Annotated in this window: 15 protein-coding genes; 1 reads left to right on the forward strand and 14 read right to left on the reverse strand. The window is 53.5% G+C overall.

All coding sequences use genetic code 11. The features are described 5' to 3' along the window. Nucleotide 1: 1 nt before the first annotated feature. The 6 genes from ribB to rpiB form a co-directional block, all read right to left on the reverse strand. On the reverse strand, nt 2-1,156 hold the full coding sequence (gene ribB / locus CU041_RS07110) for a 3,4-dihydroxy-2-butanone-4-phosphate synthase (RefSeq protein WP_068519022.1): 1,155 nt from the start codon (nt 1,154-1,156) through the stop codon (nt 2-4). Between the two features lie 6 nt (nt 1,157-1,162). Further along, nucleotides 1,163-1,750, reverse strand: a complete 588-nt coding sequence (locus CU041_RS07115) for a riboflavin synthase (RefSeq protein ID WP_101246275.1) — start codon at nt 1,748-1,750, stop codon at nt 1,163-1,165. Nucleotides 1,751-1,754: 4 nt separating this feature from the next. Next, nucleotides 1,755-2,876, reverse strand: a complete 1,122-nt coding sequence (ribD, locus tag CU041_RS07120) for a bifunctional diaminohydroxyphosphoribosylaminopyrimidine deaminase/5-amino-6-(5-phosphoribosylamino)uracil reductase RibD (RefSeq protein WP_101246276.1) — start codon at nt 2,874-2,876, stop codon at nt 1,755-1,757. Next, nucleotides 2,876-3,349, reverse strand: coding sequence for a transcriptional regulator NrdR (gene nrdR / locus CU041_RS07125; RefSeq protein WP_068519019.1), 474 nt, complete (start codon nt 3,347-3,349; stop codon nt 2,876-2,878). The genes ribD and nrdR overlap by 1 nt, the downstream gene beginning before the upstream one ends. Before the next feature lie 22 nt (nt 3,350-3,371). Further along, nucleotides 3,372-4,646, reverse strand: a complete 1,275-nt coding sequence (gene glyA / locus CU041_RS07130) for a serine hydroxymethyltransferase (RefSeq protein ID WP_101246277.1) — start codon at nt 4,644-4,646, stop codon at nt 3,372-3,374. Nucleotides 4,647-4,756: 110 nt separating this feature from the next. Then, nucleotides 4,757-5,191 (reverse strand): ribose 5-phosphate isomerase B, encoded by a 435-nt coding sequence (rpiB, locus tag CU041_RS07135; protein WP_101246278.1) that lies wholly within the window; start codon nt 5,189-5,191, stop codon nt 4,757-4,759. 466 nt (nt 5,192-5,657) lie between these two features. On the opposite strand from rpiB, the gene CU041_RS07145 reads away from it, so the two are divergent. Beyond that, the gene (locus CU041_RS07145; RefSeq protein WP_068519016.1) at nt 5,658-6,077 is read left to right on the forward strand and encodes a MucR family transcriptional regulator; all 420 of its coding nucleotides are present in this window, start codon (nt 5,658-5,660) and stop codon (nt 6,075-6,077) included. A gap of 136 nt (nt 6,078-6,213) precedes the next feature. On the opposite strand, the gene CU041_RS07150 is transcribed toward CU041_RS07145, so the two are convergent. The 8 genes from CU041_RS07150 to mmsB all read right to left on the reverse strand — a co-directional run bounded on the left by CU041_RS07150 (nt 6,214) and on the right by mmsB (nt 13,483). After that, complete coding sequence (locus CU041_RS07150; RefSeq protein ID WP_068519015.1) at nt 6,214-7,320, reverse strand: branched-chain amino acid ABC transporter substrate-binding protein; 1,107 nt, start codon at nt 7,318-7,320, stop codon at nt 6,214-6,216. 206 nt (nt 7,321-7,526) lie between these two features. Then, nucleotides 7,527-7,883, reverse strand: a complete 357-nt coding sequence (locus tag CU041_RS07155; protein ID WP_101246280.1) for a DUF6867 family protein — start codon at nt 7,881-7,883, stop codon at nt 7,527-7,529. Nucleotides 7,884-7,894: 11 nt separating this feature from the next. Then, nucleotides 7,895-8,605 (reverse strand): ABC transporter ATP-binding protein, encoded by a 711-nt coding sequence (locus tag CU041_RS07160; protein WP_068519204.1) that lies wholly within the window; start codon nt 8,603-8,605, stop codon nt 7,895-7,897. A gap of 20 nt (nt 8,606-8,625) precedes the next feature. Continuing rightward, the gene (locus CU041_RS07165) at nt 8,626-9,480 is read right to left on the reverse strand and encodes an ABC transporter ATP-binding protein (protein ID WP_068519013.1); all 855 of its coding nucleotides are present in this window, start codon (nt 9,478-9,480) and stop codon (nt 8,626-8,628) included. After that, nucleotides 9,477-10,997: a high-affinity branched-chain amino acid ABC transporter permease LivM gene (gene livM, locus CU041_RS07170; RefSeq protein ID WP_170310166.1), complete on the reverse strand. Its 1,521-nt coding sequence runs from the start codon at nt 10,995-10,997 to the stop codon at nt 9,477-9,479. The genes CU041_RS07165 and livM overlap by 4 nt, the downstream gene beginning before the upstream one ends. Continuing rightward, complete coding sequence (locus CU041_RS07175; RefSeq protein ID WP_068519011.1) at nt 10,997-11,920, reverse strand: ABC transporter permease subunit; 924 nt, start codon at nt 11,918-11,920, stop codon at nt 10,997-10,999. The genes livM and CU041_RS07175 overlap by 1 nt, the downstream gene beginning before the upstream one ends. Nucleotides 11,921-12,273: 353 nt before the next feature. Beyond that, nucleotides 12,274-12,465: a DUF6898 family protein gene (locus CU041_RS21065; protein ID WP_101246281.1), complete on the reverse strand. Its 192-nt coding sequence runs from the start codon at nt 12,463-12,465 to the stop codon at nt 12,274-12,276. A gap of 127 nt (nt 12,466-12,592) precedes the next feature. Beyond that, entirely contained in the window at nt 12,593-13,483 is an 891-nt protein-coding gene (mmsB, locus tag CU041_RS07185; RefSeq protein WP_068519010.1) for a 3-hydroxyisobutyrate dehydrogenase, read from the reverse strand. Nucleotides 13,484-13,492 lie beyond the last annotated feature (9 nt).

Consider the following 13,492-nt stretch of genomic DNA (forward strand, 5'->3'; position numbering starts at 1 on the left):
TTTATTCCTCCGAGACGACAAGCGGACGCTGATCAACCAGATTTAGGCCGAAGCCGTCAAGTCCTACAATGTGGCGTTTGGTATTTGAAAGCAGAATCATGTCGCGAATGCCCAGATCATGCAAGATTTGCGCACCAACACCATAATCACGCAAATCCGCATCACCGGTTGCCTCGGCAAGTTCCTGACGCAGGGATTCGCCATCACCGCCATTAAGCTCGATCAGTTTGGCAATCGATGATGACAGCGTGTTTGGCCGCGGTTCACGGATCAGAACAACAACACCGCGCCCCTCCTCGCCAATCTGGCGCATGGCAGCGGCCAGTTGCCCATGATGCCCGGTCTGGGTATCGCCAAGAACATCTTCAAGAACATTTAGTGCATGCACACGGGTCAAAACGGGGGCCGGATCGCTGATGTCGCCCTTGACCAGCGCGATATGTTCCGCATAGGTGACGTTGTTGACATAAAGATGCATGTCAAATTCGCCGCCATTCACACTTTGGATTTTGGTGGTCGCCTTGCGCTGAACAACTTTTTCATGTTTGCGGCGATAGCGGATCAGATCGGCAATCTGCGCGATTTTAAGACCATGCTTCTTGGCGAATTCCACCAGTTCCGGCAAACGTGCCATTTCGCCATTTTCGCTCATGATTTCGCAAATCACACCAGACGGGTTCAACCCGGCAAGACGCGCGATATCAACCGATGCCTCGGTATGGCCAGCGCGAACCAGAACACCGCCCGGACGCGCACGCAGCGGGAATACATGCCCCGGCGTCACGATATCATGGCGCCCGGCATTCGGATCGATGGCAACTGCAACCGTCCGCGCACGATCGGGTGCCGAAATGCCGGTGGTAACCCCGGTCTTTGCTTCGATCGAGACGGTAAATGCGGTTTCATGGCGGGTACCGTTATGGGCACTCATCATGGTCAGGCCAAGCTCGTCACACCGTTCAGATTCCAAGGTCAGACAAATCAGACCGCGCCCATGGGTCGCCATGAAATTGATGGCATCGGGTGTTGCCATTTGTGCCGGAATGACAAGATCGCCTTCATTTTCACGATCTTCGTCATCGACCAGAATGAACATCCGGCCATTGCGGGCTTCTTCAATGACTTCTTCAATTGGCGAAAGATATTGATGCGACATGTATGATCAATCCTTACCCAGCATGCGCGCAACATAGCGTGCAAGCATATCGATTTCGAAATTGATCCGGTCACCCGGCTGTTTCGAACCTAGGGTCGTATGCGTTTGCGTATGTGGTATCAGATTGATACCAAATGTGTTTCCGTCAACCTCATTGACGGTCAAAGAAACACCTTCAAGGGTCACAGAGCCCTTGGACGCGATATATTTTGAAAATTCTTCGGGCACCTCAAAGGTCAGACGCAAAGAATCGCCTTCCGGAATGCGTTTGGTCAGGGTTGCGACACCGTCCACATGCCCCGAGACGATATGACCGCCAAGTTCATCACCAACACGGGTCGCCTGTTCAAGGTTCACCTTTGCTCCGACCATCAGGTCCCCCAACGTAGTGCGGTCAAGGCTTTCGGCCGATGCCTCGATCGCGAACCAGTCATCACCGGTTTCAATCACGGTCATGCACGCACCGTTACATGCGATCGACGCCCCAAGCACAATCTTCGACGTATCAAAAGATGTCGTGAATTCAAACCGGGTATCACCGGTTTTCTTGATTGCGCGCACCGTCGCGATATCGGTAATGATGCCAGTAAACATGCAATTATCCCGTTTTATAATCGTAAGTTACCGCGATATCTTCACCCAGAACACAAACAGATGTACGGGTAAAGCGCGGCATATCAACAAGCCGTTCAACACCAAGTTCGGCGATCATTGCCTTGCCATCATCCCCCAACAGGGCTGGTGCAACGAAATGCACAATACGATCAACGCAGTGCGCATTGATCAGCCCTGCGGCCAAGGCCCCGCCACTTTCGACAAGCACCCGGGTCAGTCCGGCATCGCCAAGCTTTTGCATGACGTCATGTAGGTCCAAATGATCGCCATCGCATCCGGCTTCGATCACTTTTACCGAAGTTTTTTCAAACTTTTCCGATAGTTCGGCAAATTTTGCGCCGGATGTCACGACCCAGGTGGCAACCTCGGATGCCGTCCGGATCAGTTTCCCTGTTTCGGGGACCTCGCCCCAGCGGTCCAGAATAACCCGTACCGGTGATTGATGGGCGCGCCCCGGCAACCGACAGGTCAGCGTCGGGTCATCTGCAATAACCGTTTTCGCCCCAACCAGAATGGCATCGTGATTGGCCCGTAACAGGTGTCCGTGTTCGCGTGCCGCGTCGCCGGTGATCCATTGACTTTCACCGGACCGGGTGGCCGATCGTGCATCCATGGTGGCGGCAAGCTTCAAGGTCACAAATGGCCTTTTGCGCTCCACCCGCGACAGGAAACCTTCATTGATTTTTCTGGCTTGGTCGCAAAACAGACCGACATCCACGAAAATACCCGCGTCGCGCAGCATCGCATGCCCCCGCCCCGAAACACGATCATCCGGATCGGTCAGTGCACTGACGACACGGGTAACACCGGCTTCAATCAGGCCGGCCGCACAGGGGGGAGATTTTCCGAAATGGCTACAGGGTTCAAGCGTGACATAGGCCGTCGCCCCGCGGGCCAGATCACCGGCCATATCCAGGGCAACGCGTTCTGCATGGGGTCGACCACCGGGCTTGGTATGGCCACGGCCGACAATCACGCCGTCTGCTGAAACAAGGACGCAACCGACGGACGGGTTCGGCCAGACATTTCCCAAACCGCGTTTTGACAGGCTCAATGCGACCCGCATGAAATGCCGGTCGTCTTCGCTAAACGCGGGGGGTGCCATTACTCTGCGTCCGCCTCTTCTTCCCCGTCATTCATCTTTTCCACGAATTGTTCGAAGTCGCGTGCTTCGCGGAAATTCTTGTAGACCGAAGCGTAACGTACATAGGCAACCTGATCGAGGGCATTCAACGCCTCCATCACCATTTCACCAATGGTATCGGTTGAAATGTCACTTTCTCCGCTGCTTTCAAGGCGTCGCTGAATACCATTCAAGGCCTTCTCGACGCGCTCGTCTTCAATCGGACGCTTGCGGCAGGCAAGAAAGATCGACCGCGCCAGTTTGTCGCGGTCGAACAATTCGCGTTGCCCGTCCGTTTTGACCACCATCAATTCACGCAACTGCACACGCTCAAACGTTGTGAAGCGCGATCCGCAAGCCGGGCAGAACCGACGACGACGAATGGCGTGATGCTCTTCTGTCGGGCGGGAATCCTTGACCTGGGTATCAGTATGTCCGCAAAACGGGCAACGCATTATCTATACTCGGCTCTTGCGATCAGGAATAGATCGGGAAGCGTTTGCAAAGGTCTTCGACCTTCGCACGAACAGCGGCTTCGACCTCGGAATTGCCTTCCGGGTTGTCAACCATGGCATCAAGAACGTCACCGATCAGCTCACCGATCTGTTTGAATTCTTCAACACCAAAGCCACGGGTCGTACCAGCCGGCGTGCCAAGACGAATACCCGAGGTAACGGTCGGCTTTTCGGTATCGAACGGAATGCCGTTCTTGTTGCAGGTGATGCCCGCACGCTCAAGTGCGACTTCTGCGGTGTTGCCCTTAAGCCCCTTGGGACGCAGGTCAACCAGCATCAGATGGGTATCGGTGCCACCGGTCACGATGTCAAAGCCGCGCTTGACCAGAACTTCGGCCAGTGCCTTGGCATTGTCGACGACCTGCTGGGCGTATGCCTTGAATTCCGGACGCAGTGCTTCGCCAAAGGCAACCGCCTTGGCTGCAATCACATGCATCAGCGGACCACCCTGCAAGCCCGGGAAGACCGCAGAATTGATCTTTTTACCAATGTCGAGATTGTTCGACAGGATCATGCCGCCACGCGGACCACGAAGGGTTTTGTGCGTGGTGGTGGTGACGACGTCAGCATAGGGAAGCGGGCTCGGATGAACGCCACCGGCAACCAGACCGGCAAAGTGCGCCATATCAACCATCAGAAGCGCGCCAACCTTATCTGCGATTTCACGGAACCGTTTGAAATCGATCTGGCGCGGAATGGCAGAACCACCTGCAATGATCAGGGTCGGCTTGTGTTCAAGGGCCAATGCTTCAACCTGATCGTAATCAAGGGTCAGGTCGTCTTCACGCACGCCATACTGGATCGCATTGAACCATTTGCCCGACAGTGCCGGACGCGCACCATGCGTCAGGTGACCACCGGCATCCAGCGACATGCCCAGAATGGTATCGCCCGGCTTGCAAAGTGCCAGCATGACCGCACCGTTTGCCTGTGCACCGGAATGCGGCTGAACGTTGACATATTCACAGCCAAAGATTTCCTTGGCGCGTTCGATCGCCAGGGCCTCGGCAACGTCAACATATTCGCAACCGCCATAATAACGACGCGACGGGTAACCTTCGGCGTATTTGTTGGTCAGGACAGTACCCTGTGCTTCGATAACGGCTTTGGAAACGATGTTTTCCGAAGCGATCATTTCGATCTGGTTCTGCTGACGGGCAAGTTCGTCGGTGACGGATTTGAACAATGCCGGATCGGCGTCGGACAAGCTGGTAGAGAAAAAGCCTTTGAACGACATGCTGGGGCCTCTTTCGATGCAAGGTTACAGGGCAAGGTCACAGGACGGGCAACAATCAAACGCACCCTGCCCGGTCTGGTTAATGCCAGATGGCGGTGAAATATGTTTGCTCAGGACATCTTTGCAATACGGCCTTCATGACGACCGCCTTCGAATTCGGTCGAAATGAATGCATCAACACAATCAAGTGCCGTCGCTTCGCCAAGCAGGCGTGCGCCAAGGCACAGAACATTTGCGTTATTATGCTGGCGGCAAAGTTCGGCCGAAAGACGGTCATGAACAAGGGCAGCACGGACCTGCGGGAACCGGTTGGCCGCGATGCTCATGCCAATACCCGAACCGCAAACCAGAATGCCGGCCTCGGCTGAACCGTCAATGATCGATTTGGCAACGGCCTGTGCAAAGTCCGGATAATCCACCGATGCAGACCCATTGGTACCAAGATCGGAAACCTCGACGCCACGGTCTTTCAGAAGCTCGATAATGGCTGATTTCAGTTCAACGCCGCCATGGTCGGACGCAATGGCAAGGGTTTTGACGGTCATCTGCGCGCCTTTATTCAAAAGTCAAAGAGTAAAATTGAGCGCCTTGTAGCATATAGCGGTGTCCCTGCCAACGCAGAGCTCGGCCAGAATGGCAAGTTTTGCGAAACCCAGATATGCGCATTGATGGACGCATATATATTGTCACCTGCCCGGCCCCGGGATTTGACACGCAATAGTATTAAGCGAAATCCAGAAACACCACAAAGTAGCGTCCCTTTACTGTCCCGGCAAAGAATTAGAGATTTAATCACGAAGACAATATTAACCAATTGGTCAAAATATCTGCCCTCACTGCATAACTATGCGCGTAAAAGTACTAATTACGATAACCTTATACGCACCCCTATATACTTGTCTGATGATAACATCAGATAAATGACCCTTGTTATTTTCTGTTGTTTGACTATCTGTTTGAAATAGTGCATTAGTTTTAATGTGAATTTTCAAATGAAGGGTTACTTCAATCATGGCCGAAACTGAGAACAGCGTGCTTGACCGCGACGAACTCTTGCAGATGACCGTTGATATTGTTTCTGCATATGTCAGCAACAATGCACTTGCTGCTGCGCAGATTCCTGAACTGATTTCTACTGTCTTTTCTTCGCTTGACGACATTCGTGAAGTTGAAAAAGAACCTGAACAAGAACCGCTCAAACCCGCTGTTCCTGTGCGTAAATCGATTGGCGATGACTACATCATCTGCCTTGAAGACGGCAAAAAGCTCAAGATGCTCAAACGCCACCTGCGCACGACCTACAACCTGACGCCGGAAGAATACCGTGCGAAATGGGGCCTGCCGGCCGACTACCCGATGGTCGCACCGAACTACGCCAAACAGCGTTCGCAGTTTGCCAAAAAGATCGGTCTTGGTCGCAAGGCGAAGTAACCTTTCAGATTGTCCAGAAATACCGGCAGTCTTGCTAACAAGAAAACGCCGTTCCCGAAAACGAACGGCGTTTTCTTATGCCGGTCATAAAAAAAGCCCGGCATGTGCCGGGCTTTTTCCAAATCGGATGATTTGATTAGTTTGCGTAGTCGTAGGAACCGTTGTCCCACTCGTAGAATACGTAACCCGGAGCCGCAACATCACCCTTGGCGTCGAACGAGATCGAACCAAGAACGGTGTCGAAGGTTGCACCGCTGTGCAGAGCTTCGATAACAGCTTCGGAATCAGTGGTGCCGGCTTTGGCAACTGCCTGTGCCCAAGCCTGGATCGCACCATAGGTGTAAAGGGTGTAACCTTCCGGCTTGTAACCCTGACCTTCGAAGTATTTGACGAGTTCAGCGTTGCGCGGATCTTTTTCAAGAGCCGGACCAGCGGTGAACAGCGTGCCTTTACCAGCGTCGCCAGTGATCGACCAGTATTCGAGCGAGTTCAGAGCATCACCCGAAATGGCAAGGGTATCCATACCCTGAGCGCGCATCTGACGAACGATCAGGCCAAGCTCGGTGTGGTAACCACCATAATACAGAACGTCGATGCCTTCTGATTTCAGCTTGGTCACCAGTGCCGAGTAATCTTTCTCGGCCGGGGTGATTGCTTCGTACATGGCTTCGGTAACGCCGGCAGCATTCAGGTTTTTCTTGGTCTCGTCAGCCAGACCTTTGGAATAAGCCTGTTTGTCGTGAACGATGGCGATTTTCTTGTCGCCATAGTTTTCCGCCAGGTATTTACCTGCGACTTCACCCTGCTGGTCATCACGACCGCAAACACGGAACACGTTGTCCATGTCACGCTCGGTCAGCTGCGGGTTGGTCGAAGCCGGGGAAATCTGAACGATGCCTTCTTCGAAATACACTTCCGATGCCGGGATCGAGGAACCCGAGCAGAAGTGACCAGCGACGAGAGCAACGTTTTTGCTGACGAGCTGGTTGGCAACTGCAACTGCCTGTTTCGGATCGCAAGCGTCATCGCCGATCTCGAGAACGACTTTTTCGCCATTCACACCGCCAGCAGCGTTGAGGTCAGCAACCGCTTTCTCTGCGCCCTTGGTCATCTGTTCGCCGAACGCCGCATAAGGACCGGTCATCGGACCAACGGTCGCGATCACGATGTCAGCCTTGGCAGCACCCATTGAAAGAACAAGCGCGGAAGCAGTGGCAAGAAGGCCGAGCTTGGTTTTCGACATTAGAGAAGTCTCCCTGTTCCAAAGGTTGGTTCCATCACCATGACAGAACCATCTTTTCGGACCCGAAACCGGCTCATATTCTTCGCCGATTACCGGTTTCAGCTCCCTAGTACTTTAACACCCCTGAATTGGTGTGCAATAGTACAAACTGGTGTATTGCCAATTATTTAGCAATGGTGTGGTGGCGCGAAACGCCACCACAAAAATCAGCGCACATCGGCCCCTTCGCGGGCACGATATGCAAACGGACCAACGCGTTCATAAAGCCACGGATATTGAGACAGCATCTTGTTCACCTGGGTCAGCCGGAAGGCCCCCAGCATGATTGCAAACAAGATTACCGTGTCAAAAATATAGCCTGAAAGCGAAAGAAGTTCGCCTTCGAACAGCGCATAGACCATGAAACGATCAACAAGACCGAGCAACAGCGCATACGGCAAAAGCTGGTATGACGGCCGCCAGGTATTGGCGATGGCCTGCCCGGTCATAAAGGCACAGAACCCCATCAGAATGATGGTCATGCCAATGGTGACACCAATGCTGGTCCCCGTAATGGTTTCCATATCAGACCTCCTTAGTGGCCGCCTTCGAGATAGGCTGCACGAACTTCCGGGTTTGCCAGAAGTTCCGCACCCGTCCCCGAGAGCGTAATATTGCCATTGACCATCACATAACCGCGATGAGCGAGCTTGAGCGCATGGAATGCGTTCTGCTCGACAAGGAAGACAGTTACCTTGTTTTCGCGGTTAATCTTTTCAACGGTCTCGAAAATCTGCTTCACCACAAGCGGTGCCAGACCAAGTGACGGCTCATCCAGCAGCAAAAGACGAGGACGTCCCATAAGGGCACGGCCGATCGCAAGCATCTGCTGCTCGCCACCGGACATGGTCCCTGCACGCTGGCTGATGCGTTCCTTCAGGCGCGGGAACAGATCAAACACCATTTCAAGATCCGAATCGAAATGTTTCGGGTCCTGGGTAATTGCCCCCATCTGAAGGTTTTCATAAACCGACATCCGCGGGAAGATGCGACGACCTTCCGGCGATTGCTGAATGCCAAGATTGCAGATCTCATGCATCGGCATGCGACTGATATCCTGACCTTCGAACAAAATCCGGCCTTTGCTTGCCTGCGGCGATCCGCAGCAAGTCATCAGCAACGTGGTCTTACCGGCACCATTGGCGCCGATAAGGGTAACGATTTCACCTTCGTTGACTTCCATATCAATGCCCTTGAGGGCTTCGATATTGCCATAGAAGGTATGAACACCTTCGATTTTAAGCATGGACATATCGATGAACTCCCTCAGTGCGCATTCGGATCAACATTAAGGTCGGCGGCAACTTCCGGCGGAAGCTCGTCATCCTCTTCTTCGCCAAGATAGGCGCGGATAACGGCCGGATCATTCTTGACGGCATCGGGATTGCCATCGGCAATCTTTCGTCCGTAATCGAGAACGATCACATGGTCGGAAATCTGCATCACGACGCTCATGTCATGTTCGATCAGAAGGCAACCAACGCCCTGATCATCACGGATGCTTTGCAACAGGATATTCAGTTCTGCCGACTCACGCGGGTTAAGGCCCGCTGCCGGCTCATCCAGACAAAGAAGTGACGGATCAGTACACATTGCACGTGCGATTTCCAGACGACGCTGGGAACCATATGGCAGGTTACCGGCATTCCAGTCAGCCTGATCATACAGACCAACCTTGTTCAGCCAGAACTTCGCCTTTTCGATCGCTTCCTTTTCCGCCTTTGCATAGCGGCCAAGGTTGAACAGCCCGGCAATGGAAAATGCAGATGCTTCCATCAGTCGGTTATGCTGCGCAACGATCAGGTTTTCCAGAACCGTCATCCCGGTAAACAGGCGAATGTTCTGGAATGTACGTGCAACACCGTTATTGCGCGGAATACGGAACCCTTCGGTCCGTTCCAGCAAACGGGGGCCATCATTGGCATGCAGGGTCAAACGCCCCTCGGTCGGGACATAGAACCCGGTCAGGCAGTTAAACACCGTGGTTTTGCCAGCACCGTTCGGGCCGATGATTGCTGTGATTTCACTTTTATTAGCCGTGAAAGACAGGTCATCAATCGCGACCAGACCGCCAAAGCGCATGGTCAGGTGTTCGACTTCGAGCAGTTTGTTGTCGGTCATTTCAACTCTCCGGCAACTTTTTCTTTCTGGCTCATATTGAGCAGAATGGTCGGGTCACGGAAGGACAACAGACCGCGCGGACGCCACAACATGATGGCAACAATACCGGCACCAAAGATCAGCATGCGGTATTCGGCAAGTTCACGGAACATTTCCGGGAAACCGATCATCACGATGGCGGCCAAAACCACACCGATCTGACTGCCCATGCCGCCCAGAACCACGATCGCAAGAATCACGGCAGATTCAAGGAAGGTGAAGCTTTCCGGGCTGATAAAGCCCTGACGGGTGGCAAAGAAGGCCCCGGCAAATCCACCGAACATCGCACCAATCGCAAAAGCTGAAAGCTTGGTGTTGGTCGGGTTGATGCCAAGCGAACGGCACGCGATTTCGTCTTCACGCAGCGCTTCCCATGCACGACCGATCGGCAGTTTGCGCAGGCGCATGGTGACAAAGTTGGTCACAAGTGCCAGTGCAAGGATCAGGTAGTACAGGAAGATCAGGCGATGCATGGACGAATAGTCCATCCCGAACAGGTCGCTAAAGGCAACGGAGCCCTCAGGCACACGGCGGGAGAAATCGGCAAGACCAAAGAAGCTCGGACGTTCGATCGAAGAAATGCCATCCGGGCCGCCGGTCAGATCATACCAGTTGATCAGAACAACACGGATGATTTCACCAAAGCCCAGCGTCACGATGGCCAGATAGTCACCACGCAAACGCAGAACCGGGAAGCCGAGAATGATGCCAAAGCTGGCTGCAAAGATCCCGGCAAGCGGCAGGCAGAGCCAGAAGCTCAGATCGAAGTTCTGTGACAGCAATGCATAGGAATAGGCCCCGACTGCATAAAATGCCACATAACCAAGATCAAGAAGACCAGCCAGGCCAACCACGATATTAAGCCCCCACCCCAGCATGATGTAAATCATCACGAGGGTCGCAAGATCGATCGCGGAACGGTTTTCCCCGAACAGGAACGGGAAGATGATGAAGAAGATAATCCCCACCAGACCGATCTTTTTGGTGTTTGAGCGATAAACCAGCTGGATCTTGGACGACAGCTTTGCGCTTTCATCGACTTCAACCGCGCCTTTTTCCTTCATCGAGAAATAGGCGATGGCAAAAACGATGGCGACAAAGGCGATGGCGACAACGGTGCTAAGCACACTGCCAAATGCCATATCCAGAACCACCGGCGATGCCCAGCGATCATCCATGTCACGAAAACGGACAAACATTTCGAACACGGCAACCGCAGTCACCGTAATCAGCAATGCCTGGACAATTCGGGACATGCCTTCGCGGCGCATGATAAGGGCAAAACGCCCGACCACGGTTGATCCGATGGCAATCAGAACAAGATCCCAGCGAACGGCCAGTTCCAGACCGGTCGGACGGTCAACCGTTTCAACACCAAGGATCATGACCGACATCAGCAGCGCGACAACTGCAAAGAACGCGAGTTCCTTAACAACTTCCGAGCCGTTGGTACGAGTTGATGCAAATGCAGATGACATCAGACTTTCTCAACCTCCGGCTTGCCAAGCAGACCCCACGGGCGGAAGATCAGCACGAGAACCAGAATGCCGAACGTTGCAACGTCCTTGTATTCAATCGTGAGATATCCCGACCAGAATGCTTCGATCAGACCAATCAGCAACCCACCAAGCATGGCGCCCGGCAGCGACCCAATACCGCCAAGAACGGCAGCGGTGAAAGCTTTCACACCGGCCAGGAAGCCGATATAGAAGTCGATCACACCGTAATACAGGGTCACCATCATCCCGGCGACAGATGCCAGTGCGGCCCCCATGACAAAGGTGGTCGAAATGGTGCGGTCCACATTCACGCCCAGAAGGCCCGCCATGGTGCGGTCCTGTTCACAAGCGCGCTGTGCACGGCCAAGCGAGGTTTTCGCGATCAGCAGCGAGAAGACAACCATCAGCACAAAGGTCAGAACGATGATCACGATCTGCATGTAGCTGAGCTGGACGTCGAAATTCGCGCTTTCCATAAGGGTGATGCCGCCCTCAACAAGCGGCTGCATCGGCTTAACGCGTGCGCCCTGCGAAATCTGAACAAAGTTCTGCAGGAAGATCGACATACCGATGGCAGAAATCAGGGCTGCCAGTCGGAAGGATCCGCGCAAGGGCCGATATGCTACACGTTCCACGCCCCAACCGTAAATCGAGGTCAGAACCATTGAAACGAACAGCATCAAAAGAAGTGTGAGCGGAAGAATACCGCTGATCCCTGCCGCCTGACAGATCAGGAAGGTAATCAGGGAATGAAACGCACCGAGCATATAAATCTCGCCGTGCGCAAAGTTGATCATGCCGATGATGCCGTACACCATCGTGTAACCGATGGCGATCAAACCATAAATGGCTCCCAGCGTCAGACCGTTGATCAATTGTTGTAGGAAATAAGCCCAATCCATTGCACAACCTTAGATTTGGCACAGACAAACAAGGTCCTCGCCAGCTCGGCAGAAGGCATCAAGCCACATATATATGTATTGATTGGATGAGACATAGTCTCCCCATTGCCCCCTTGCAAACCCGCGAAGCCTCCGTCTTATTGTTATCGGGTATGACCCGGTTTTAGCCTTCGGAGCCGACCATTCTGTTTGTGGTTCTTACTTCCGAAAGCGCGATTAGAGCGTGAACCTTAGACACATGTGTTCAAAGGCTGCAAGCGGCTTTGAGATTTTAGTGAAAATCACCAAATCAGGAATTGATATTGGAATAAAACACTGATCCGATAAGCCACCCGCTCTTTATATTGTATACATTATCCCTTTTTCAGGACGTATTCAAGTTTTTGTGCGGCGACCCTTTTCAACTGTTCAGGATTCCGACTCACAGGTCCCGCAACGGTTACCTCCACCCCGGTTTTGCCATCAATCGCCGTACAACGCAGATAGGTTCCCACCTGACGAAGTTCAAAGTAAATCTCATTTGACGTATTGTGTCGCGTGGTCATTGTAATGCTGATGATCCTTGGGAATGTAACCGCCCCCTATTGTGCGCCCATTCTCGGACAACGCAATAGATAACAAAAACGGGCCCGGAAATCCGGACCCGCTTTGATACAGAATCTGAGAACGAGATCACTTTTCCCCGTCCAGCATTTTTACAATGGCCGAGAAATCCATGCCCCCATGGCCGCTATTGGAATAAAGCGCATAAAGGCTTTCAGCCAGCGCCCCCATCGGCGTTGTTGCCCCCGATGCCGCCGAAGCCTGCTGGGCCAGTTTCAGGTCCTTAAGCATCATATCAACCGCAAATCCTGCTTGATAATCGCGGTTTGCCGGCGATGTCGGCACCGGCCCCGGAACCGGACAATAGCTGGTCAGCGACCAGCACTGCCCAGATGCCTTTGACGAGATATCAAAAAGCTTCTGGGCATCAAGGCCAAGACGCTTGGCCAGCATGAAGGCCTCGGAAACAGCAATCATGCTGACACCCAGCACCATGTTGTTGCAAATCTTTGCCGCCTGCCCGGCACCACTGTCACCAGCATGGATGATGTTGCTGCCCATTCCTTCGAGGATCGGCTTTGCGCGGGCGAAATCCGCATCCGAACCACCAACCATGAAGGTCAGGGTCCCGGCCGCGGCCCCGGCGGTTCCGCCAGAAATCGGCGCATCCACCGCGCCAAGTCCCGCCGCACGTGCAAGCTCAGATGCCTTGCGCGCGGCATCGACCTCGATCGTGGAACTGTCAATCAGAACTGTACCTGCCTTGGCATTGGCAATCACACCGTCCGGGCCGTCATATACCGAAAGAACATGTTTTCCGGCCGGAAGCACGGTTACAACAAATTCAACATTGCTTGCTGCTTCGGCCACTGTTGCGGCCTTGCCCGCACCGCCATCAACTGCCTTGGCCACCGCATCCGCAGACAGATCGAATACCTTGACGTCGTGCCCTGCCTTGACAAGGTTTGCCGCCATCGGGCCGCCCATATTGCCAAGACCGATAAAACCGATAGTCGCCATTTGAAGTCT

The sequence above is a fragment of the Thalassospira povalilytica genome, from assembly GCF_002844235.1.
GTDB lineage: Bacteria > Pseudomonadota > Alphaproteobacteria > Rhodospirillales > Thalassospiraceae > Thalassospira > Thalassospira povalilytica.